This window comes from Agaribacillus sp. DX54 (genome assembly GCF_056858335.1).
In genome coordinates this window covers 21,349-43,813 of record NZ_JBXEQE010000043.1, presented here as the reverse complement: position 1 = coordinate 43,813, position 22,465 = coordinate 21,349, and the positions used below count along the sequence as shown (strand labels likewise).

19 protein-coding genes and 1 pseudogene are annotated in these 22,465 nt (G+C 41.5%); 7 read left to right on the top strand and 13 right to left on the bottom strand.

Annotated features, from left to right (window positions below):
• Positions 1-46: 46 nt before the first annotated feature.
• From AC04NP_RS27765 to AC04NP_RS27725, 9 genes are all read right to left on the bottom strand, one after another.
• Positions 47-577 carry a reverse transcriptase domain-containing protein gene (locus AC04NP_RS27765; protein ID WP_482863345.1) on the bottom strand — a complete coding sequence of 177 codons (531 nt, stop codon included), beginning with the start codon at positions 575-577 and terminating at the stop codon, positions 47-49.
• Positions 578-596: 19 nt separating this feature from the next.
• On the bottom strand, positions 597-764 hold the full coding sequence (locus AC04NP_RS27760) for a hypothetical protein (protein ID WP_482863344.1): 168 nt from the start codon (positions 762-764) through the stop codon (positions 597-599).
• A gap of 458 nt (positions 765-1,222) precedes the next feature.
• Positions 1,223-1,813 (bottom strand): hypothetical protein, encoded by a 591-nt coding sequence (locus tag AC04NP_RS27755; protein WP_482863343.1) that lies wholly within the window; start codon positions 1,811-1,813, stop codon positions 1,223-1,225.
• A complete protein-coding gene (locus tag AC04NP_RS27750; RefSeq protein WP_482863342.1) occupies positions 1,810-2,316 on the bottom strand; it encodes an RNA polymerase sigma factor in 507 nt (168 codons plus the stop codon). Before AC04NP_RS27750 ends, AC04NP_RS27755 begins: the two co-directional genes overlap by 4 nt.
• A 744-nt stretch (positions 2,317-3,060) precedes the next feature.
• Entirely contained in the window at positions 3,061-3,276 is a 216-nt protein-coding gene (locus AC04NP_RS27745; RefSeq protein WP_482863341.1) for a hypothetical protein, read from the bottom strand.
• Positions 3,276-4,724 carry a sulfatase family protein gene (locus AC04NP_RS27740; RefSeq protein ID WP_482863340.1) on the bottom strand — a complete coding sequence of 483 codons (1,449 nt, stop codon included), beginning with the start codon at positions 4,722-4,724 and terminating at the stop codon, positions 3,276-3,278. The genes AC04NP_RS27745 and AC04NP_RS27740 overlap by 1 nt, the downstream gene beginning before the upstream one ends.
• A gap of 1 nt (position 4,725) precedes the next feature.
• On the bottom strand, positions 4,726-6,240 hold the full coding sequence (locus AC04NP_RS27735; protein ID WP_482863339.1) for a RagB/SusD family nutrient uptake outer membrane protein: 1,515 nt from the start codon (positions 6,238-6,240) through the stop codon (positions 4,726-4,728).
• A gap of 12 nt (positions 6,241-6,252) precedes the next feature.
• Positions 6,253-9,690 carry a TonB-dependent receptor gene (locus tag AC04NP_RS27730; protein ID WP_482863338.1) on the bottom strand — a complete coding sequence of 1,146 codons (3,438 nt, stop codon included), beginning with the start codon at positions 9,688-9,690 and terminating at the stop codon, positions 6,253-6,255.
• Positions 9,691-9,858: 168 nt separating this feature from the next.
• Entirely contained in the window at positions 9,859-11,019 is a 1,161-nt protein-coding gene (locus AC04NP_RS27725) for a FecR family protein (protein WP_482863337.1), read from the bottom strand.
• Between the two features lie 110 nt (positions 11,020-11,129).
• Between AC04NP_RS27725 and AC04NP_RS27720 the strand changes: the two genes are divergently transcribed.
• The 4 genes and pseudogenes from AC04NP_RS27720 (at position 11,130) to AC04NP_RS27705 (ending at position 14,142) form a co-directional block, all read left to right on the top strand.
• Positions 11,130-11,642 carry an RNA polymerase sigma factor gene (locus AC04NP_RS27720; protein WP_482863336.1) on the top strand — a complete coding sequence of 171 codons (513 nt, stop codon included), beginning with the start codon at positions 11,130-11,132 and terminating at the stop codon, positions 11,640-11,642.
• Between the two features lie 120 nt (positions 11,643-11,762).
• Positions 11,763-11,936: pseudogene (locus tag AC04NP_RS27715) on the top strand (helix-turn-helix domain-containing protein); the annotation flags it as partial.
• Positions 11,937-12,858: 922 nt separating this feature from the next.
• Positions 12,859-13,494, top strand: coding sequence for a hypothetical protein (locus AC04NP_RS27710; protein ID WP_482863335.1), 636 nt, complete (start codon positions 12,859-12,861; stop codon positions 13,492-13,494).
• A 303-nt stretch (positions 13,495-13,797) separates the two neighbouring features.
• Positions 13,798-14,142 (top strand): hypothetical protein, encoded by a 345-nt coding sequence (locus AC04NP_RS27705; RefSeq protein ID WP_482863334.1) that lies wholly within the window; start codon positions 13,798-13,800, stop codon positions 14,140-14,142.
• Between the two features lie 541 nt (positions 14,143-14,683).
• On the opposite strand, the gene AC04NP_RS27700 is transcribed toward AC04NP_RS27705, so the two are convergent.
• Positions 14,684-15,853 carry a hypothetical protein gene (locus AC04NP_RS27700; RefSeq protein ID WP_482863333.1) on the bottom strand — a complete coding sequence of 390 codons (1,170 nt, stop codon included), beginning with the start codon at positions 15,851-15,853 and terminating at the stop codon, positions 14,684-14,686.
• 9 nt (positions 15,854-15,862) lie between these two features.
• On the opposite strand from AC04NP_RS27700, the gene AC04NP_RS27695 reads away from it, so the two are divergent.
• The 3 genes from AC04NP_RS27695 to AC04NP_RS27685 all read left to right on the top strand — a co-directional run bounded on the left by AC04NP_RS27695 (position 15,863) and on the right by AC04NP_RS27685 (position 19,900).
• Positions 15,863-17,254 carry a hypothetical protein gene (locus AC04NP_RS27695; RefSeq protein WP_482863332.1) on the top strand — a complete coding sequence of 464 codons (1,392 nt, stop codon included), beginning with the start codon at positions 15,863-15,865 and terminating at the stop codon, positions 17,252-17,254.
• 324 nt (positions 17,255-17,578) lie between these two features.
• The gene (locus tag AC04NP_RS27690) at positions 17,579-18,118 is read left to right on the top strand and encodes a thioredoxin-like domain-containing protein (RefSeq protein ID WP_482863331.1); all 540 of its coding nucleotides are present in this window, start codon (positions 17,579-17,581) and stop codon (positions 18,116-18,118) included.
• Positions 18,119-18,250: 132 nt separating this feature from the next.
• Complete coding sequence (locus AC04NP_RS27685; RefSeq protein ID WP_482863346.1) at positions 18,251-19,900, top strand: hypothetical protein; 1,650 nt, start codon at positions 18,251-18,253, stop codon at positions 19,898-19,900.
• A 23-nt stretch (positions 19,901-19,923) separates the two neighbouring features.
• Here the strand turns inward: AC04NP_RS27685 and thiH are convergent, their stop codons facing one another.
• The 3 genes from thiH to AC04NP_RS27670 are packed head-to-tail and all read right to left on the bottom strand — an operon-like array spanning position 19,924 to position 22,454.
• Positions 19,924-21,066 carry a 2-iminoacetate synthase ThiH gene (gene thiH / locus AC04NP_RS27680; protein WP_482863330.1) on the bottom strand — a complete coding sequence of 381 codons (1,143 nt, stop codon included), beginning with the start codon at positions 21,064-21,066 and terminating at the stop codon, positions 19,924-19,926.
• On the bottom strand, positions 21,059-21,829 hold the full coding sequence (locus tag AC04NP_RS27675) for a HisA/HisF-related TIM barrel protein (protein WP_482863329.1): 771 nt from the start codon (positions 21,827-21,829) through the stop codon (positions 21,059-21,061). The genes thiH and AC04NP_RS27675 overlap by 8 nt, the downstream gene beginning before the upstream one ends.
• The gene (locus tag AC04NP_RS27670) at positions 21,795-22,454 is read right to left on the bottom strand and encodes a thiamine phosphate synthase (protein WP_482863328.1); all 660 of its coding nucleotides are present in this window, start codon (positions 22,452-22,454) and stop codon (positions 21,795-21,797) included. Before AC04NP_RS27670 ends, AC04NP_RS27675 begins: the two co-directional genes overlap by 35 nt.
• Positions 22,455-22,465: the final 11 nt, after the last annotated feature.

Genomic DNA, 22,465 nt, shown 5'->3' with positions numbered 1-22,465 from the left:
GGACTTCCTTGTGGCCTACCCTTCCTGCGTTTATACAACTTTCCGTTTATCTGGATAGGTGCACGTAGCCATTTTTGGTCAGCCATAGGGTGGTAGGACATTTTACCTTGTTGTAGATCAGTTGCAGTAGCTTGTAGTGTTGTACTTCATCAAAGAACCCCTTCAGGTCAATATCCACAATTTCCTGGTAGCCCTCATTGATGGTTTCCAGGGATTGTTTTACTGCTCCGTGAAGGTTCCTTTCCGGACGGAAACCATAGCTTTGCTCTTCGAAATCAAACTCGAATTTTGTTGCTAACTGTTGGCTTACTGCCTGTTGAAGCCATCTGTCTACTACGGTGGGAACTCCCAGTAGCCTGGTCTTCCCATTACTCTTGGGAATTTCTATTCCCTTGATAGCTTGGGGCACATACTTCCTGTTCAGGATAGAGGTGAGCACTGGTATCCGGTTGTTGTCTAGGAAAGATTTCAGCTCGTCTACCTGCATTCGGTCTATACCTGCTGCCCCTTTATTGCTTACCACTTGGTGGTACGCTTTATAAAGGTTTTTAGGATGTAGTACTTTTTCTATCATCATCTTCTTTTTCCCTGTCCGCTTAAGGATAGGCTATCCTGCCTATGGCGGCATTCCTAACCGAATTTGGACGCAATTCAATGTTCAGCCCTTCATTGGCTGGTGAGTCCTCCGATCTTATCCTTTCGGTATCGGCGCGTTGCCACCAACTACTATGACCTCTGCTGACTTCTTCCCATGTACCCGACATCGGAAGATCTCCCTTGGTAAAGTGAATATCCTTGTGTCTGTCCCTGCTACATCTACCATTTCGGTGCTAGCCTCTTTCGAGGGGTTGGACTTCGGCAGCATGTGGTACCTCATCCGACCTGATGGCCTCCGTATGTAGTTCCTGTTCGTCAGTACAGACACCGCAGTCTGGCTTACTTCAGTTCTAACCTCACGGTTAACAACCTTGCCACTTGCTTAGCTTGGGGTAACGACTCCCCCGCTTACGGGACTTTCACCCTTTGGAACACGCAATTTCATGAACTATATTCACTATGCAAGGCGCGCACACTGTATATACAAAATAGGCGAGGTAGTAGTAAATTCAATGGTTGTAGTCCGCTTCAACTTTTGCGTAGCTTGAAAGTGAAGTGCCCCGCAATCGCCTACTTTGCATATACTCACCGTTATCTTCAATAGCTCCAAAAAATATTAAAGAAGCTATTCCTTTAACCTTTTTATTAATTCATCAACTCTAGCTATCCTTGGGTTAATTTCATTTTTCACTCTTCTTTTGCTTAAATAGTATTCATGAATTCCTATCCCGACCAACGCCAAAAATGATATGACTGCCAAATAACGAGCTAAAGGTCTCTCCCAAATACCAACCCAAAACAATAGGTATATGGGATAAATAGTCAGAATTGCCCAATTCAATGAAGTTTCAAGCATTCTCTTTTGGGCAAAAAGGTAGGTTCTGGTCTTTTCCAGATATAGCAAGTAAGTTTCTTCCAAGTCGCTCGGTTTGAATTTTTTTATGCCCAATACTCGAATTCCAACATATATGGCCCAAACTATTATCAGTGCTGACGCAATTTTCATGGAAATGAAAGGAACCCAATAAACAGCGAAAATAAATGGCGGAATAGTTACCAAAGCAGAAATAAGATTTACCCTTTCAATATACTTCCACCAACGGTTTAAACGTCCTAAACTTGAATGTAATTCTATCATCAATTTGGATTTCTCAAACTTTACGCGTTCTTGATTGCTAGATGATTGCCATATTTTAATCAATTCATCTTCTATCATAATATTTTATTTATACAGTTCAACAATTTTGACTTGATTCGCTTGACCTTTACAGCTATGTGGTTTTCTGTTAATCCTAGAATACTTGAAATTTCCCTGTAAGCTAGCCCTTCCAAGTAAAGTGCTACTATCGCCTTATCACTTTCATTCAATTTTTTCACACATTTTCTTAGTCCATTTAGTTTATCATTTTCCTCTTCTTTATTTTCTACCGAACCAAAATTGGCGATAGTGATACTATCTAATCTTATGAACCGATTTTGATTCTTAGTGTACTTAGATTTGAAACGAAGGCAAACATTCAAGGCAATTCTAAACATCCAAGTTTCGATAGCTGAATCGCCTTTAAATGTGCCCATCGACCGCCAAACATGGACTAAAACCTCTTGAAAAAGGTCTTTGGCGTCTTCATCATGTTTAGAATAAATCGAGCAAATTCTAAATAGCTTTTCCTGATTTTGTTCTAAGGCAGAAAGAAATATGTTTTCCTTTTCTTTTTTCATTATTAAAGCATCTTCCTACTATTTTAGTTACCAGCGTCTTTTAAATATGACAATATATTATTGAAAAAAATGGCCGATAACGTTAAAGGACTTTAAATCCGAATGGAAATAACCGGTTTGTACAGATGTACTTCACTCAGACGCAACTGTTACGGGGGACTTTACTCGGGTAGAAAAAAGAAAATAAAAAATTACGTGCTAACTCAGGCGAGTCGCTATAGAAGATAACAATGGTTACAACTCATGGCGCATCGCTTGGCCATTTTTTCGTACTTTCCAACTAACTAAAAAACGCCTGGCGCTGGCCACGAAGTCATAGCCGAAACCGTTTTAGATAATAAAAAAGAAAAATGATGGAATACGGAAAATGTAACCCATCCCAAAACCCGGACTGTTTGGAATAGTATCTTTATAATTAGGTCTAAACAATATAGAGAGGCCTCATCAATTGAATAACTCAAAATACCCCTCCAACCTCTTCAAATCCTCCGTCAAAAAGTTCGATTTAGAGCAAGTCATCCCGGCTCATAACGCTCGATACTTCAGGTATTGGGTATTTTTTGTTGATGGGTAGAAAAAGAGGGATGTAAGAAGTTTTAAAGCAAGACCAGAGTAAAAGGTACTCCGGTCTTGACAATGCAACTTGCATTGGTATCTACTTTTAACGAGTCTGTATAATCTATGATTTGGCAATTTTATCGGCACCACCCTGAATAGGAGCATCTCCAAGGCAGAAGAGGTTTCTTAGTCCGGGTTCGGCCGGGAAAAAAAGGAGCCTGCCTCAACAACGGCTATCTTAGGGCCTGCATCAGCCATGACCTTAGTCGCCATTCCTGCTCCCGTTCCCGAACCCATGATGATGGCATTATGGACCGTCGGGTTCTCAATTATCCGCATATTGGAAGTGCTTTTTAAACTATCATGTTGGTTTAAATTTTTAACTAAGATTGGCCGGTCCATTATGGTTTCATTTCTTGTTGGACGGATTTCAACCACTCTTTGTGCAATTTTAAAAGCTCCTCCAGTTTCTTTGGATTTGACTTGGCCAGATTTTCCTGTTCAGAAATGTCCCGTTCCAGGTTTACCAGAAAAAGTGGATCCAATTGGTGTTTTTTTTGGGAACCTGAAGGTTCATGAACGTTTCCGATCAGTTTCCAAGGACCCTTTCGAACTGCCCATTGGGCGTGTTCGTCACTATAGCTTCCATACTGCCAGTATACTACTTTATGGATTGATGACTTGCTTCCATCTCTAATAATGGGCATTAGACTTTTTCCATCCACTTGTTCGGTTACCTTGGAATTGGTCAACTCGGCCACCGTACTAAACCAATCCATTTCCATACAGATTTGGTCTCGAACCTCATTTGCAGGAATCAACCGAGGATACCTGATCATTGCGGGGACCCTGATTCCTCCTTCAAATAGGCTAAACTTACTTCCCCGGTACGGTCCGGCATTACCGCCTCCCCAAAAAGCGCGTTCTTCTTTGGAATGTCCATGATCCGATTGGAAAATAACTATCGTATCATCTGTTAGTCCCTCCTGATCCAAATGATCGAGGATCTCCCCTATCTTTTCATCGGTGTTGGACACAAACGCTGCATACTCCTTTCTTGGTGTGGGCAAATCCTTATAGTAATCAAGCCATTTTGTAGTTCCCTGATACGGGTAATGTGGCGCATTAAAGGCCCAATAGATAAAGAAAGGTTTGTCACCTCTATCGTTGATGATTTGTTTAATTTCTTCAACCATTAAATCTGAGAAATGCCTTCCCATGTAATAAACCTCCTCTGAATTCCTGTAAAGATCATGCTTGTTGGGCCCACTCCAATAAAAGGTATGTGAATAGTTATCTATACAGCCTCTTTGATGCCCAAAAAAATAGTCAAACCCTTGTGCATTGGGTAAGTTTTGTTCCCTGTGTCCCAAATGCCATTTCCCGATCAAAGCGGTGTTATACCCATTTTCCTTCAACATTTCCGCCATGGTTATCTGTTCGGTTGGCAGTCCAAATTGTCCTTCCCTTTTCGCTTTTTCGGGAATGGGAACATTATTGGGCAGACCAGCTCTCAAATTGGTCTTGCCAGTCATGAGGGCGGCACGTGATGGCGAGCAAATGGGAGCTCCCGCATAAAACTGTGTGAACCTCACACCTTCTTCGGAGAGTCGATCCATGTTGGGGGTATATAGATCACTTGCCCCATAACTGTTCACATCTATGGATCCCTGGTCATCTGTAAGAATGACAATTACGTTGGGATTTTTTAGATTCTTGTTTTGGGAAAAGCCGGATGAAGGCAAAATAATGAGTAAGCCCATCATCAACCCCTTGGATAGGTCGATTTTGATTTTTTTGTTAACGCCGGGATTTAAAAATCTCTTTATTTGAAATAGCAAAATCATCATCTTAATAACCTGGATTTTGTTCCAAATTCGGGTTGAGTAAAACTTCCCTATCAGGAATAGGCCACAGGTAATCCCTTTCCGGATTAAAGCTACGCCGTTCGATTGTATTTCCACCCCCGTCCAATCCATCTTCATTCATGACAATTTCCGCCGTACGCCATCTTATGATATCCTTATAATACAACCCTTCACCTGCAAACTCGACCCTTCTTTCCAATCGTATAACCTCCCTGAATTCTTCCTTGCTCAAACCTGGGGTAACCTCTGGCATACCCACTGATACCCGTGCCCTCACCTCGTTGATGGCTCCATAAGCAATTGCCGTCGGGCCATTGAGTTCGTTCTCCGCCTCCGCCAATGTCAGCAAAACTTCGGCATATCGTATCACTATCGGATTGATTTCCGCTTGACCCGGTCTAGGGGCCGTTCTTACTTCATTATCCACGAAATAAGTGTATTTTTTATAGGCAAAACCTGTCAAATCAGCAAAAAGCTCATTCCCGGTTACCAGTTCCCCATTTAACATTGAACCGATGGTAACCAAAGTCTGTGAGAGTCTTGGGTCCCTATTTTCGTATGGGTTGTCAGGGTCATATAGTGGCGAAGTATCACTAGGCTCCCCATCTGCCATCAAATAGGCATCGGGCAGACTTTTTAGCACATTACCCTGTAGAAACAGCTCATGGTAGTTGTTATCAATATCAGGAAACCGGAACTGAACATCAAAAATTACTTCTTCGTTATTCTCATTCTCCAACAAAAACAACCCCCTGTAGTCAGGAAACAGATTGTAAGCTCCCAAGTCGATAACGGCCCGGGCTGCTGAAATTGCCTGCGACCAGTCCTGGTTATAAAGTGCAGCCCTTGCCTTTAGTGCCAAGGCTGCTCCCTTTGTAACCCTACCCAAATCACTATTGGAATAGGATATAGGTAAGACCATGGCTGCCGCATCCAGATCATTATAAACTGCTTCAAGCACTTCTTCTTTTGTATCCCTGGGTAGCTGCCCTTGCGTATTGTTATCAGGTGTGTCCAAAATCAGGGGTACACCACCGTAATACTCCATTAAATTGTGATAAAAGAACGCCCTAAGAAATGTAGCCTCTGCCTTGAATCGTTCTCTCAATTGCTCATTCATAGGAACCTGATCTATGTTCGCCAAAATAGTATTTGCCCTTCCAACACCTTCATACGCATTACGATAACGACTGTTAACTACCGGAAGCGTAGGATTGTTGTCCCCCATGGCTATGGAGGATGCACCTGCGGCATTATCTATCTCAAATGCATTGGGTGTCATTTCCTCTAATTTAATCAGCCATGATACTTCGCCATCATAGGGCCCTACCATTGCCTGATAGCATCCCGTCAATGCAGATGCTGCATTTTCCTCTGAAGTCCAGAAAGTTTCCAGACTATTTTGATCCGTCGGTTCCAGGACCAATAAATCATTTGAGCAACTGGATAACAGACTGAGGACTAAAACAAAATGGATTATATGTATGTATCGTTTCATTGCTTGCAAATTTTAAAATGACGCATTTAAACCTAACGTGTAAATTTTGGTTGACGGATAGTTGAAAAAGTCATTCCCAAGTATTTCTGTTTCCGGGTCAAAATCCTTTAGGGAAGTAAATGTGAGTATGTTCTGGGCATTACAGAACAGAGAAAGCTTCGTCAGACCTACTTTTTGAAACACACTTGGATTAAAATCATACGTCAGTTGTATATTTTTCAATCTCAAATAAGAGGCATCCAAAAGCCAAAAATCGCTCCCCCTAAACAAAGTGGACTGTGTATCCTGATATCTGGTAAGCAAAGGAAAGCTTGCATTCGGATTGTCGGGGCTCCAGGAGTCGTTTGCCCATCCTATGGGCAGGGAAGTCCCAAACCAAAAAGGCACTCCTGATACATGATTATTATAGGTCTGAATATCTTCAACTCCTTGCCAAAGAGTGTTCAACGAGAAATTCTTATATCCCAGATTGATGTTAAAGGAGTACGTGTACTTAGGTATTGTATTCCCAAAGGGTCTTCTATCATTTTGATCAATTACACCATTATTGTCCAAATCTTTGTAACGAATATAACCTGGACGGGTATCATTGCCCTGGAACGGATGAGCATCAATTTCTTCCTGGGATTGAAAGAATCCATCTGCTTCAAACAATAGAAATTGATTTATCGGTTGTCCTTCCTGTGTAATGTTAAATGGCCCCCTGCCATCAGAGGAACGATCATTCAAAATGATTTCCCCGTTAAGGTTCACTACTTCGTTCGATATGTAGGTCAGGTTGCCCGATAGTTCATATCTAAAATCTCCGATCAAATTACGATATCCCAATGCTATTTCAATACCCTTGTTCTCAATGGTTCCAATATTCCTGACAGGTCCTCCAAGGTTTCCTACCTGTGCCGGGATTCCCACTGGCCTTAAAACATCATCCGTTTCCTTAATAAAATACTCAAGGCTTGTGGAAAGCCTGCCTTCAAATAAAGTGGCATCAAAACCAATATTGGAGATTGTTGTGGTTTCCCATGAAATCGTATTATCGTTGTCCCTTTCGACAGCCGTACCTGGATTTAAGCTTCCTCCAAAAAAATAGTCACGTCCCGGGGTGATGAGGTCCAAATAACGAAAATTACCTATTCGTTCATTCCCCAACTGGCCCCACGAAGCCCTGATTTTCAATTGTTCCAGCCAATGCACATCACTAAGGAATTTTTCTTCATTTATCCGCCATCCGGCCGATAGGGATGGAAAAAAGCCCCATTGGTTACCTTCTGCGAACCTTGAGGAACCATCGTACCGGAAATTTGCTTCAAAAAGGTACTTGCCCTTCAACACATAGTTGGCACGGCCAAAGTAGGAAATCAGGCTCGATTCCAGCGTTCTGCCCGAAACCTGATTATTGATAGTCCCTGCATTGAGCTCAAAAAGATCATTGCCAAGATAGCCCTCGTTGGAAGCCGTAAAGAAAGTGTTTCTGAACTTTTCATAACTGGTCCCTAACAAAATGGACAATTCCGTTGCATTATCGAATTCCTTGTTCCAATTCAGGGTGTTGAAAATGGTCCAGTTCTGGGACTCATCATCTCTTTGGTCAACGCCCCTCTCTTGTCCTATAAATGTCACAAAGGGGTTGCCGCCGGCCTGGATGGTAGTGGGCTCTTTTGTTTTTGCGTCAAACAATGTAATTTGGGGAGTAAATATTTTTTGCCTTTGGTTCTGATTAGTAAAACCTACATTTATTTTATATACAATGTTAAACGGTAGATTTACTTCTGCAAACGTGTTTAAGAATAACTTTTGATCGTGAAGGTCGGTATCTCCCTCATCCGTTAAGGCCAATGGGTTACGAAACCGGCGATGCCCAGGGATATCGAACCAATTCATCCCATAATTACCGTCCTCCAAATAGGTGGGATGGTAGGATTGCGCCTTAAAAATCATCTGCATGGTCTCACCTACACCCACAATGGGTTGATCCCAGGTCTTATAGGAATAATTAATGTTCGTTCCAATAGAAATGCTTGTGTTCAATTCAGAATTAACGTTAAGGTTGGCATTATATCTATTGGCATCGGTACCTCTCAGAACACCATCCTGATCCAATATTCCAAGAGAAAAGGCGTAAGTGGTCCTTTGGCTCCCTCCGGTAAACCTTAGATTGTGTTCTTGGATGAATGCCGGATCAAACATTAAATCGTACCAATCATTGTTGGGATAGGTAAGAGGGTCCGTCTGCATCCCCTCCCTGTAGTCATCTATAAAAGACTGAGGAAAAACCAGGGATTCCTCAGCGGTTCCAAAGTTCCGCTGTGCCTGAGAGTATAACTCAAACCATTGGATGGGGTCTTCTACAACCCTGGGCAAGGAAATGACATGCTGCACACCCACTGATCCATTATAGGAGATTTCAGATTGTTCAGAACCTTTTTTTGTGGTGACCAACACAACCCCATTGGCCGCTCGCGAACCATAGATGGCAGCCGAAGCAGCATCCTTGAGCACTGTTATGCTCTCGATGTCATTTGGATTAAGGTCATTTATGGAAAATTCAATACCATTGACCAGTACTAAAGGATTGTTATTGTTCAATGTTCCAACCCCCCTTACTCTTATGGTTGCACCATCTTGACCCGGTTGTCCACCTATTTGATTGACATATACACCTTGCATTCCTTGCAAAGCTTGACTGGCACTGGTAATGGGCCTGTTCTGTAGATCCTTTGCCTGAACGGTACTGACTGCTCCGGTTAGGTTCAATTTTTTTTGTGTCCCAAATCCGACCACAACCACTTCATCCAGTCCAGCGAGACTCTCCTCCAATATGATGTTGAATGTTTTTGTCCCATTAACTGGTACTTCCTTGCTGGCATACCCAATATAGGACACCTGCAAAGTTGCGTTTTCATCTAAAAGGGTGAGTGTAAAATTTCCTTCCAAATCAGTCTGTGTTCCGTTTGAAGTACCCTTTTCGATGACATTGGCCCCTAAAAGCAGTACTCCTTCTTTGTCCATTACAGTTCCGGTCACTTGGAATCGGACTGTATTCTTGGGCAAATTATTTCGATTGCCCTCATTCGGGGAGGTTCGATTACCCGTTTTGCTTCTTAAAATAATCTGTTCGTGCAATATTTCATACTCAACATCTGTTCCTTCAAACACTCTGTTTAATATGAAAGCAATAGGCTTTTTCTTAACTTTTATGGACACTTTCCTGTTTACATCAACATCCCTTCTGTTCAACAGGAACTTGAAGTCGGAAAGTGATTCAATTTCATAGATTACGGCCGCCACTGTAGCATTTGACATGTCAAGTGATACTTTTTTGGTCTGTGAGTACGTATAGGCCTGGATCTGAAAAAGGGAAACCATTGTTAAAAGCACAGTTAGCTTCATTTTCAGGGTTAGTTTAAAGAGATCACTAATAGCACCTCTTGAATTACTGATTTTTTTCATAATTTAGTAATACTATTTGGTTTAAATTTTTTTAAATCATTACACTGAATCGGGAAATGTGTCGGCATTTTCCGATTCTTTTTTTGTACATGATTTGGCTCAATCAATTCATCGGTTTATTCATATTTTTCTCATTTTTGGATTGTCGATAGTTTTTAAAAAGAGCATTCATTCTATGATCACTTCATTGTCAATTATGGAATAATCAATGGCAAAGCTTTTGCTGAAAGACTCCAATACCTTATCAATGGTCTCGATATCAAATGTGGCATCGAACAGTTGTTCTTCGAGCTCTTTGTTTCTATTCTCAATAGTTACGTTATACTTTCGTTCCAGTGTTTGTCTAATCCTACGAAAAGATGTATTTCTAAAAACCAACTTTCCTTCTATCCAGGCAGTGTACAACCTGGTATTCACATTTTCGACCTCTATTTCATTGCCGACCCTATCCCACCGTGCCATAAATCCAGGTTTGAGCAATAATGGATTTCTGTCTTTTCCATGTGGTTCATCATTTTTGTGCAATTCCACAGACCCTTCAACCAATACAGTATTGATGCCCTTATCCTCAGCATAATGAGATACATTGAATTTTGTCCCTAATACCTTGATATCTAATCCATTTGTGTTTACGACAAAGGGATGTTCCGCATCCTTGGCAACATCAAAATATGCTTCCCCATTCAAAAAAACAGTACGATGTTCTTTTCTGACAAAGGCAACAGGATACAGCAGCGTGGTTCCCGAATTCAAGAATATATGCGTGCCGTCCGACAATACAACATCGAATCTTTTTCCATATGGCACATTTAATGTATTATAGACCAGCTCTTCCGTTTTTGCAGTTTTAGAATAAGTCAGTTTGGAATGATCTTGGGAACCTATCAAAGTTCCATCCGCTTTTCTTATTTTTTTATTTTCCGTAGGAGTTAATTCTTTGACAGAGCCATCATCCAAAGTTATCGTAACCGGTTCCTCTTTGGGAACAAGCCTGTTTTGCTCAGTGTAATCAATTTGGTCTTGTAGATTATAGAGATATCCCAATGATAAAAGTATTGTGACCACAGCGGCATATTTCATCACCGTATTGACTACACGTCTCTTTTTGTCCCGTTTTATACTTTTAAGCAGTTCCTTTTTGATTTTGTCCGTATTTGGTTTGTTCATTGCCATTGTTATTTCAAGATGGGATTTTACTTGGTTCTCAAAAATAGTTTCATTACCTTCTTCTAAGATCCAATTGGACAAAAGATCAAGATTTTCTGAAGAGGCTTCTTTAAGTAAATATTTATGTATAATGTTTTCTATTTCCAGGTTGTTTTTATGCATTGCTTTTTATTCAATGACCATGCATATTTTTAATACCCTGACTTTTCTGCGGTATTTTTTTTCATATTTGCATAATTCGGTCTAATTTTTTATTTTATCACAATATGGACATGCATGAAATAGCTTTGATTTCTCGCCTAAAAGAAGGACACGAAGATTCATTCGTGTATTTGGTAGATCATTACAGCCAAAGATTATTCGGTTATGCCCTTACCTTGACGAACAACCACGAAATGGCTGAAGATGTACTCCAGAATGTTTTTTTGAAAATATGGGAAAAGCGGAAGAGACTTCGCGTGGAGTCTTCTCTTCAAAATTATTTATTTAAGTCTGTCTATAACGAGTTCATTAACCAGTACAAAAAGAAAAGGTCTACAATGATATTGGAACAGAAGTATTTTAAGGCTTTGGAAAAGACCGTACTTATGCATGAAGATTCTTCCTGGGAAAGGATTGTATCTCGAATCACAGATAAAATACAAAAACTCCCTCCTAAATGCCGACAGGTTTTTCTTTTAAGCAGAAAGGAAGGCCTGACGAATCTTGAAATATCCGAATACCTCAATATTTCAATCAAGACAGTGGAAGCCCAGATAACCAAAGCCTTCAACATCCTAAGATAAAAGTCGGGAAACAATGACAAAGCAATAGTTGTTCCTATGATTTGGCCAGTATTGAACTGGCTGCGTTCGGGACCGGATATCGCAAGAACACTGGCATCAGGCGCTTCATTGTTTCCATGGATCGATAATAAATTAATTGACACTGCGAATTAAAAGCTCTGTACGACAAATTTATCTGTTAGCCAAATTGCGTATGAATTAGGGTTTGACTACCCGCAATCCTTCAGCAAATTGTTTAAATCAAAGACCAAACAATCACCATTGGAATTCAGGAGGTCATTTAATCTGAATTAACTAATTGATGATAGTGGTTTTTGAAGTTTCAGCTATTCTTTTCCGGATATTCATCGACTGCTTGCTTAGGGTTTAATCGAAACTCCTCACCTTTTAAGTAAGCTTTCCATGAAAGCTTATCAATATTAATACCAACTAGAATTCGAATCTTACCGGGTTTCCTAATAAATGGATGTATTCTGAAACAACCTGAGGCTCTGAAAAATCCGATAGTTCAAAATCGTATTCATATGGAATTGATGTTTATCCAGTCAAAAGACCCCCTGGAATGTAAAAAGGTTGTAATAACTCTGCCTGTTGATCAATCTAAGCGTATTAGCTTTTCCAATCAGAGTTAACGTATTGAAATCCAAATGCTGTCTGAGTTACCGGACGGCCTGGCCCATGGAAGATTCTAAAAGTCGCGAAGATGCGTGTATCTGGTTATTAAATAATAGTCCATTAATCAAATAACTCAAAATACTTTTTCAACGTATTCAAATCTTCTACAAAGAAGTTCGATTGAGATCCAATCATCCCGCCTTCGCCTTTCAGGCTTCGGCGGGATTTTTTGGTATGACTGATTTTTCTCTATGACCTGGTTTGGTAGTGGGCTACGTCGGGTGAGACCCGGCTCAGTTCAAACTAACCCCGGTCAGTTACTTTTCCTGAAGCCGTTTGATATAGACCATTGAAGTGGAAAATAAAAAAAATTTGGTGCGGGTTATAAATCCAGCAGAACTATTGAGATCTACCCACACATCGTAAATACAGACATGAATTTGATTAAAAATTCATTAGATTAAGGTTTTCACAATAAATATATATGGCACAGGTGTATAGCGAATTTTTGTGCCGCATACAGAATGAGAGCACATGAATAAACTGATTGCTGATATCAATACTTTTTACAAACCTGACATACGGACAAGGATTTGTAAAAATGGATACAATTAATAATCCAACAGCATTACAAGATTTTTTTTCAGGACTTGATTTTCAAACCATTCACGTTGACTTCAACGGAGACGGATTAAGAGATTTTATTTGCCAACCTCGTTATAAAACTGAATTAATTGACCCACATAAGGAAATATGGATAAATTCGGATTTTAAAAAAGCCAAGTCAGTTGAGAAATATTGGATGGATTACGATTATTTCTGGTTCGTAAATATTGACTCAGATCCTGAACCTGAGATATTAAGTGCCACTGGATATTCAGATGGTATTGATTATTGTTTTATAGACCAGAACTTAGCAACAGGTAAAGATTCGATTCTATTTTACTTCGATCCAGTGATTCTTAATGCTAACAAAAAATATTGGGGATATCCTTGGGATATAACGGATTTACGGATAAAGTTAGATAATGGATTGGTAAAGATTAAATGTTCGCTAGACCATACGATAACCAGAGATGGAGAAATAACCAGACCTGATTGGCAAAAACAATTTCCAGTGATTTGTTTTTCCGGACAATCAACTCAACCAAATATCAATATCGGACAGATTAATGGATTCGAATGGTTGTCGATTTTTGAGATATTAGATAAGGTTATATTGACAAATAAGAAATAAAAATGTACGACGGCACAATTGTGTAGACGTCGGACATCCAAATGACTGCCAGTGCGCCTTACACACTATTCCGAAAGCTTTCGGAACGGTTCATTGAATCTCAGGTGGGAATTTGGAGTAGTAGTCCAGCAAGACTACTGAGATCTATACCCACGTAGCCAACATATCTTTGAATTCAATTAAAAATCCTTTAGATTAGTTCTCAATAATTTAAAAATATACGGAACTGGTACCGTATAGTCATACGTTAGCTACAATAAGAAAGGTCAGTGGTAATTTCCCCACGCGCAAGAGATTTTTTTTATGTTTAAGAATTTGTTCAGTAAGAAGCATGAAAAACTATCCAAATTAGCATATTGGAAGAAGTGGGAATTCTTTGATTTATTGAATGATCTTCATAAGGCTGAAAAGATGCTTTCGCAATATGAAGGAGGTTATTCAGGCGAATTTCTTTCTGCTCAAGAATTTCATACGGCATTAGTAGATGCAATCGATGAGATCGAATTTGGCAACCAAACCGACTTGACCAATATCTGGATTTGGTTTGCTCCAACAACTGCATGGGATGATTTCGTTGGCAAAGAAGGTATTGAGTTGGGAAATAGAATATTTGCAAGAGCGGACAAGTGGAAAAAAGGGAATAAATAGATTTTGCCTCCGCGCAGAAAAGCATATTGCGTCTGTCCTTCGGGACAGCTACAAAGCGTCTGCCCAAGGAATTTGTCAATAAATGTATCAAAGTTCGAACTTTTTTTACCGAGCTTTTGAATTTCCATCAGAATTTGACTCTTTTCCTGCCTATACTTAGGTATAAATTTTTTGTAAACCTCGGTGTCTATTTCATCTAAAAAATGTTTTTCCTGGGCTTTCTCTAATGGAATTCAACATTGATCTGATCAAATCAAAGAACTAAAATTCTCTACGGCCCGATCCGATGTTTTGATCTTGAATAAGCGCAAAGCATTCCTCCTTTGCGACTTCTGGAAGCACATTTAATAGCAGTGAAACCTGTGGTCTATAATCTGTCATTTGCTAATTCCGTAATGGATAAAGCCGCAACTGAAAGTGCCCCTTTGGGGTGAATCAAGAAAGGTGGTCACAATCATAATTGCGGTGGTCAACATCATCATGATATACACTTTATAGCATAACACATAATTTAATAGTTATCTACACTGAAAATCAGATTTTAGTCCAAAGTCAAACCCTCCGTATCATCAAAACGGGCGATGATGCCCCATCCGAAAAAGAAGTTTCCCACTGCCACCAAAAGCTCATTATTGCCTTCTTTTAATGGCAGGGAAAAAGAGGTGTTGTCCAGTGTACACCTTCCATTAGGATATTTTTGGCTGGGGGTACCGTAATAGTTTTTGTCCACTTTTATAAGTTCACCGTTCAACAGTACCCATATCTCATCGCTGAATCCCATCTTTACGTTTTTGTTCTGTTCCTTTGTAGCATGAACATTGGTTTTAATCCAGACCAATCTTCTGCCACCCCCTCTTTTCAAACCAAACTTGCGACTAAGATTGACCAAAGCCCTGTTTTCTGCCTCAATGGGGCTCCATGTCATTGTGCTATCCGGTAGATCCGATTGGTTTACTTCCCCGTACATAGACGGAATTTGAAAAGACAGGTCCTTCCCAAAAGGAAAATCCATGGGCCTGCTCACTTTCCAGTTCCTGATATAATGCGGGTCGTTGCTCGTTGGGTCATATCCGGGCTCCGGGCTCAAATCTTCAGTTTCGTTCGGAGCTATACTAAAATTGGAATAGATTACGCTGCCGCTGAGCTGAATCAAACCTTTCTCTTGCCTTCCCTCCAGGTTGGGAACATGCATTGCAGGCTTTTCCATATCATTCACATAGACCCTCATCTGTTTACCATTAACCACCAATTTTACATGGTTGAATCCTTTTTGTAAAATCTTTGCACCGGCTTGATATTCATCTGTCAGGTCCCATGTGCTCATACTATCGATTACTGTTGCATATTGCAAGGTGGTTCTTTTTAAAGGACTTACAGGCCCGAAGGACCGGATGTAGAAGCTCTCTCCTTCCAACAGGTCTTCGGACATTCTGAAATTTATACCCGGAAAACCCATTCCTTCCAATTCCATATCAAATTCTATGGTACCATCCTTGAATAGATGGTCCTTCAGGGTCATTATAAAATATCCACCATTTTTCCCTCTGGCCACAGTGGAAGAACGGTGCTCAATAAACTCTACCTTGCCTGTTTCGTATTCCCAGTAGGCATCGGACATCGGAAAATGGATTTTATTTTTCTTGTTTTGGGAATGGCCACTAACGGTGACTGAAAGAAAAGCGCAGATGATGATTAGTTTCTTTGTTAACATTGTACTATTTTGAATTTAAGTTTCCATAAAATAGCATCGTCGGAAAGAAAACATAAAGCCAATCGATGTTCAAAACTGTTCATTTTTGTTCATGATAAGGAAAATCAAAAAAACAGGCCAGTGATTATTAATGATCCCATTACTTATAAGGCACTATTGAAAAAAATTGAGAAAGTCTTTAATCGTGGAAGCGGGGAAAATTGGACCAATCTTGATTTCAATCGACTTTCTGACCGTATTTTTCATAAGACGGGGGAAAGGTTGAGCATCACGACCTTGAAGCGCATATGGGGCAGGACAAACACGAAAACAAGACCAAGCCTTACTACGCTGAATATTCTATCAGCATTCGCAGACGATAAAGACTGGCGGGAATTTGAACGCGAATATCGTCAATCGAGACCAGAGAACGCCAAAAAAAACAGGATAAGAGTTTTTACAAAGAAGCGTATTCTGCTTGTGGCCACCATTGTGGTTACGGTTTTTTTGTTGCTTTATGGTTTTAGCGGTTCGGAAGGAGATGCGGAGAGTCTTCATTACGCGCCAACTGATCGTATTGTATTCGAGGTCCAAAAAATAGCCAGCGGGTATCCCAATACCGTGAAATTTGAGTATGATGTGGGGGATATCTCATTTGATTCACTCTTTATCCAACAATCCTGGGACAGGACAAAACGTATCCCACTTGAAAAAGGGAATGGTCTTGTTACGACGACTTACTACTATCCCGGGTATTTCCTTGCAAGATTGGTCGTGGACAACGCAATAGTCAGGGAGCAGGAACTATATATACCTACTAAGGGCTGGCAGGGTATAGCCATCAATGATTCGGACTTTTCATATCTCAAACCCGGACATATCGTATTGGACAACACACTGACCTTCAAGCCCAGTACCATTGAACTACTGAACAACGAAAAAGGTGCTGAATTGTTCCTGGCCAATTTGGTGGAACAACCTTTTATCAACGGGTCGGATTTTTCTTTGGAAACCGATTTCAGGATGCCAATTGCAACGGAAAGCAGTATCTGCCGGAACATCCGGATGACCATAACCGGCTCCAAAGAAGTGCTTTCTTTTCAGTTTGGCATCCCGGGTTGCGTGGGTGACCTCATGTTCTATATAAACAAAGAGATGGTCTCCGGAAGAAAGAACGACCTCTCCGCTTTTGGTATCGAAACTGACAAATGGACCAATTGTAAGGTGCGGGTTAGGGATAATCGGGTCACGGTTTTTTTAAATGGGCAATCGGTGTATAAGCACCTTTTACGCTCAGATATCGGAAAAATAGGTGGGGTACAATGGATATTTCAGGGAATAGGTGAAATCCAAAAGTTGCGCATATCGGATTCAGAAGAACGGTTTGATATGCTTGACAAGCGGTTTAACATTAATTTCTAAGGCAATCAGTGGGAAGAGTGCACCTCGTATAGCAACACCGTCTTAATTGTACACAATTCTTCTTTATTCAGTGTATCCACTAGTGCAAAACAAAGTTTACCTGCTCAAAACGTTGCTCTGATCAGCACGCTGAGTCAAACGCACAGTTGCCGCTATTTTCTATATCGTTGGCAAGGTAATATGCAATTTGGTATCTATTCATTGTCTGGTTTTGTACGCAATGAATTTGTTCTGGTATATCATCCCAGATTTTTCTGAAATGTGAGTAAACGCACTTGCGTTTCAATTATGTTGGTGGCTATATTTACCAAATAGCAATGAACTATGAAAAGGATAATTAAATCAATCATCGTGCTGCTTACTGTAGGCTTGTTTTCATTTGTAGTATATTATTGGTTTGTAATTAACTCGGATGGGACGGACCAGATTAAATACATTGAACCTGAAATAGCGTTTAAATCATTTTCAGACATCATAAAGCATCCGTATTTGAATGGCAAAGTAGTTTATGTTGACTTTTGGCACACAGGATGCCGTCCTTGCCTTGAAGCGTTCCAATATTTGCCTGAGTTGAAAGAGAAATTTAAAGGGTATGATAATTTAGCTTTCCTTTATTTAGGTAAGGACAGGAGTGTTCCCGGTGAAAAGTTTCGTTGGAAACAAATGATAGAAAAGAAGAATCTGACTGGAACACACTATTTCATGACGAATGAGAAGTATGACGCAATATGGAGCGAAACTGTGAATGATACAACAATCATGAAAGCATTCCCTCATTATCTGATTGTGGACAATGTAGGACACGTAATAAATAATAATGCTCCGCAAATAATAATGCTCCGCGACCAGGTGACGAAACATTGATTAATGTATTGACAAATACTTTGATCAAGTAAACACAGCCGCTAACAACGCATATTTCATATGCGGAAGTTGAAAGATCGGGTTAAAGTATTGATTTGTTCTGAAATGGATTGTTATTAAAATGCGCTCATGATGAAATACAGGCCCTTATTGTTTTTCTTATTAACCTGTGTAATTGCGGCACACGGGCAGGTCCAAGGCCCATATGAAAATGTAGTGATAACGTCCAAAAAGAAGAAAATCCAGGTAAGCACAAATGAAAATGGGGAATTACATCTAAATGTATCCCCAAAGGATGTCCTTAAATTTAAAGCCGTTGGATTGGTCCGCTATAGTGATTTCGGTGCCAGGGGCGACGGCAAAGCCGATGATACAGACGCTATCGCTGCGACCCATGCATTCGCCAATCAGCATGGCCTTTTGGTGAAAGCCGACGAGGGGGCTACCTACTACATTGGAGGAAAGGAGCGCACAGCGCATATCCGGACCGATACGGATTTCGGCACGGCGGCCTTCGTCATTGACGATACCGAAGTGCAAAATCGTAATGCATCTATTTTCATGGTCAGTTCCTGCCTGCAACCGTTTAAACCTGAAGTGATATCTTCGCTTAAGAGGAATCAGGAGAAAATCGATGTCTCCTTGCCCGGGCCCTGTCTGATTGCTGTCACCAATTCCCAGGTGATGCGCTACATCAGATTTGGGTTGAACCAAAACGATGGATCTCCGCAGACTGATATTTTTGTCGTTGATAAAAACGGCCATGTGGATATGGACGCTCCGATCATCTGGGACTTCGACCAAATCACGGATATCACCGCTCTTCCCATTGACGAAAAGACGCTGAACATCACGGGAGGACGGTTTACCACAATAGCCAATAAGGCTGAATCGAAGTACACCTATTATAGCCGAAACATTGCGATCAGGCGCTCCAATGTTGTTGTTGATGGGCTGGAACACCGTGTTACAGGCGAAGGAGACCACGGTGCACCCTATGGCGGCTTCATCAATATCCGCGATTGCTCCTATGTAACGGTTAAGAACACCATTCTGACCGGGCACAAAACATACCGTACCATTGGCTCGGCAGGGAAACCTGTCTCCATGGGCTCTTACGATATTTCAATCAACCGTGCCCTTAATGTATCATTCGTGAATTGCAGCCAGACAAATGACATCAATGACCGCAGGTATTGGGGAATCCTGAGTTCTAACTACTGCAAGAATCTGCTTTATGACCGTTGTACCTTTTCCCGGTTCGATGCCCACAAGGGCGTTGCCAATGCCACCATCCGCAACTCAACCCTGGGACACATGGGAATCAATGCCATTGGCAGCGGGACCTTAACCGTGGAAAACACAACCATTCGCGGAAGGAGCCTTATCAACCTTCGCTCCGATTATGGCAGTACATGGCAGGGAGAATTCGTTATCCGCAACTGTATTTTCGTACCCGCAGACGGCAGACCAACCAGCGCCGCGCTGATAAGCGGATCATATTCCGGTCAGCATGATTTCGGCTACACCTGTTATATGCCGGAACGTATCACCATTGAAAATCTACATATCGATGACTCCAATTATCCGGAGGATTACCAGGGGCCGGCAATTTTTACAGATTTCAATCCACAAATGACTGACGATACCTACCATGAGAAATTTCCCTATGTCAGCACCAGGGAAGTCATTCTCAGAAATGTGACCACTGCCAGCGGCAAGGCCTTGAGGCTCAGTGACAATCCATTCATGTTCAAAGATGTAAAGGTAGGCACCAATTAGCGTGCCGATATTGAAAAGCCAAATTACCCGTCATTTAAACGTTGACTTGACACTAGCGTATAACTTCGGTCCCAATCCTTCCACAAAGGTTCATAACCCTGCTGACGAATAACCTCGACAATCTCTTGGGTCTCTCTTTCATCTGAAATTTCAAATTGCTGCAACGACTGTTTTTCCACCGCATAGCCGCCGGGATTGGTTTTGGATTCGGCGCTGATCGAGGTGATGCCTAACTTGATAATGTTGTTTCTGAAATTTTCCGATTCCCGGGTAGATAAAGAAAGTTCTACTTCTTCATTAAGGAGGCGGTAGGCACAAATGAGCTGGGTCAATTCCCGGTCGTTCATCTCTACTTTCGGAGCGAGGCCCCCGGAAAATGGTCTCAAACGGGGAAAGGAGATAGAATATTTGGTTTGCCAGTACCTTTTTTCCAGGTATCGTAAATGCAAGGCGGTAAAAAAGCTGTCCGTACGCCAGTCTTCCAGTCCGATAAGAATCCCTAAACCGATTTTGTGGATGCCTGCTTTTCCCAGGCGGTCGGGCGTATCCAGCCGGTAATGAAAATTAGATTTTTTGCCCTTTGGATGGTGTTTTTTGTAATCTTCCCGGTGATAGGTTTCCTGGTACACCAAAACGGTATTTAAGCCTTCTTCTATCAGGCACTCATATTCGTCCTGCTCTAAGGGTTGGGCTTCAAGGGAGAGATGGGAAAAATAAGGGTACACCTGCTTTAGCGCATTTTTAAGGTAGGAAACCCCAACGGTGTGATTTGCTTCACCCGTGACTAATAAAATGTTATCATAACCCTTTGATTTTATGTAGTTCACCTCCCGGAGTATCTCCTGATCGGTGAGCGTTTTGCGAGGGATCCGGTTGGTAAAACTAAAACCACAATAGGTGCATATATTGCTACACTCATTGGAGAGATACATGGGGATATACATCTGGATGGTTTTTCCGAAACGCTTTTGGGTGATCCGGTGGCTTAGCAGGGCCATGGATTCCAGGTAGGGCGAAGCTGCGGGAGAGATCAGGGCTTTAAAATCTTCCAGGTCCCTTTTCGATTTATTTAAAGCCAGTTCCACATCCCGGGCTGTTTTTGCATAAATACTGCCTTTGACTTCATTCCAACGGTAGGAATCAAATATTTCCTGAAAATTATTCATCCAAAAATGCGGTTAAAGGACTACTGGCCGATGCTTGTTGAAATTGACTACCTAACCTGGCTTCAAACGCCAATCTTCCTGATTCCACTGCCAGTTTGAAGGCTTTTGCCATCTCCACGGGATGATCCGATACGGCAATGGCAGTGTTTACCAAAACCGCATCAGCACCTATCTCCATGGCTTTGGCGGCGTCAGAAGGGCTTCCGATTCCCGCATCGACCACTACCGGTACGTTGCTTTGTTCTATAATGATCTCCAGAAAGTCCAGGGATTTTAATCCTTTGTTGCTGCCGATGGGCGAGCCGAGAGGCATGACAGCGGCGGTGCCTGCTTCTTCCAGCTTTTTACAAAGCACCGGGTCGGCATGCACATAGGGTAAAACTACAAATCCCAGCTTCACCAGTTCTTCGGCCGCTTTCAAAGTTTCTACAGGATCCGGCAATAAATATTTCGGGTCGGGATGAATTTCCAATTTGACCCAGTTGGTTTCCAGCGCCTCTCTTGCCAATTGGGCGGCAAAGACCGCCTCCCTGGCGCTGCGTACTCCCGAAGTATTGGGCAACAGGTTAAACCGGTCATGTGACAAATGTTTTAAAATATCATCATGACGATCATTTACCTCTACCCTTTTCAGGGCCAAAGTCACCAATTCGGAGCCGGAAGCCAATAGTGCTTCCTGCATCAATCGATAAGAACTGAATTTTCCCGTTCCGGTAAAAAGGCGGGAACTAAAGATTTTGTCTGCTAGATGTAAGGATTGCATTTCTTAGTTTTTCTTTGATGAAGGAAACAGTCTTTTTGGGGTCTGTTGCATGGGTGATCAGGCCCGATACGGCAATTCCATAGATCCCGGTTTGCATGATGGGTTCTATGTTTTCCGTAAGTATCCCACCGATGGCAATGACGGGAGTATCGATCCCGGCCATCTGCGCTTGATGGATGATTTGATGAAAGCCTTCCAAGCCCAGGATGGGGCTGAGCCGTTCCTTGGTGTTGGTATAGCGAAATGGGCCCAGGCCAATATAATCCACCCCGGCATCTACGGATTTTTCCAGGTCTTCAAAGGTGTTGGCCGTGGCCCCGATGATGAAATCACTTCCTAAAATTTTCCTCGCCTCCCCGGGTGGCATATCATCCTTTCCCAGGTGAACTCCATCAGCCCTGATTTCTTTTGCTACGGATACGTTGTCATTAATGATCAGTTTGGAACCTGCCTTTTTGCACAGCGCTAAAGCTGTGCGGGCCATTTTTAAGTATTGTTCATCAGAACGATTTTTTACTCTTAATTGCACCCAATCACAGCCGGCTTCACAAGCATTTTCCACACAATCCAGGTGACCTGACTGTTTATTTTCCTGGGTGATGTATTGTAATCTTGAGATCTTCATTTTGTCATCTG

Bases quoted from the DNA above. Each gene is read 5' to 3' on its own strand.
- AC04NP_RS27765 (WP_482863345.1), bottom strand. From the start codon at position 577: ATGATGATAGAAAAAGTACTACATCCTAAAAACCTTTATAAAGCGTAC.
- AC04NP_RS27760 (WP_482863344.1), bottom strand. From the start codon at position 764: ATGTCGGGTACATGGGAAGAAGTCAGCAGAGGTCATAGTAGTTGGTGG.
- AC04NP_RS27755 (WP_482863343.1), bottom strand. From the start codon at position 1,813: ATGATAGAAGATGAATTGATTAAAATATGGCAATCATCTAGCAATCAA.
- AC04NP_RS27750 (WP_482863342.1), bottom strand. From the start codon at position 2,316: ATGAAAAAAGAAAAGGAAAACATATTTCTTTCTGCCTTAGAACAAAAT.
- AC04NP_RS27745 (WP_482863341.1), bottom strand. From the start codon at position 3,276: ATGGACCGGCCAATCTTAGTTAAAAATTTAAACCAACATGATAGTTTA.
- AC04NP_RS27740 (WP_482863340.1), bottom strand. From the start codon at position 4,724: ATGATGATTTTGCTATTTCAAATAAAGAGATTTTTAAATCCCGGCGTT.
- AC04NP_RS27735 (WP_482863339.1), bottom strand. From the start codon at position 6,240: ATGAAACGATACATACATATAATCCATTTTGTTTTAGTCCTCAGTCTG.
- AC04NP_RS27730 (WP_482863338.1), bottom strand. From the start codon at position 9,690: ATGAAAAAAATCAGTAATTCAAGAGGTGCTATTAGTGATCTCTTTAAA.
- AC04NP_RS27725 (WP_482863337.1), bottom strand. From the start codon at position 11,019: ATGCATAAAAACAACCTGGAAATAGAAAACATTATACATAAATATTTA.
- AC04NP_RS27720 (WP_482863336.1), top strand. From the start codon at position 11,130: ATGCATGAAATAGCTTTGATTTCTCGCCTAAAAGAAGGACACGAAGAT.
- AC04NP_RS27710 (WP_482863335.1), top strand. From the start codon at position 12,859: ATGGATACAATTAATAATCCAACAGCATTACAAGATTTTTTTTCAGGA.
- AC04NP_RS27705 (WP_482863334.1), top strand. From the start codon at position 13,798: ATGTTTAAGAATTTGTTCAGTAAGAAGCATGAAAAACTATCCAAATTA.
- AC04NP_RS27700 (WP_482863333.1), bottom strand. From the start codon at position 15,853: ATGTTAACAAAGAAACTAATCATCATCTGCGCTTTTCTTTCAGTCACC.
- AC04NP_RS27690 (WP_482863331.1), top strand. From the start codon at position 17,579: ATGAAAAGGATAATTAAATCAATCATCGTGCTGCTTACTGTAGGCTTG.
- AC04NP_RS27685 (WP_482863346.1), top strand. From the start codon at position 18,251: ATGAAATACAGGCCCTTATTGTTTTTCTTATTAACCTGTGTAATTGCG.
- thiH (WP_482863330.1), bottom strand. From the start codon at position 21,066: ATGAATAATTTTCAGGAAATATTTGATTCCTACCGTTGGAATGAAGTC.
- AC04NP_RS27675 (WP_482863329.1), bottom strand. From the start codon at position 21,829: ATGCAATCCTTACATCTAGCAGACAAAATCTTTAGTTCCCGCCTTTTT.
- AC04NP_RS27670 (WP_482863328.1), bottom strand. From the start codon at position 22,454: ATGAAGATCTCAAGATTACAATACATCACCCAGGAAAATAAACAGTCA.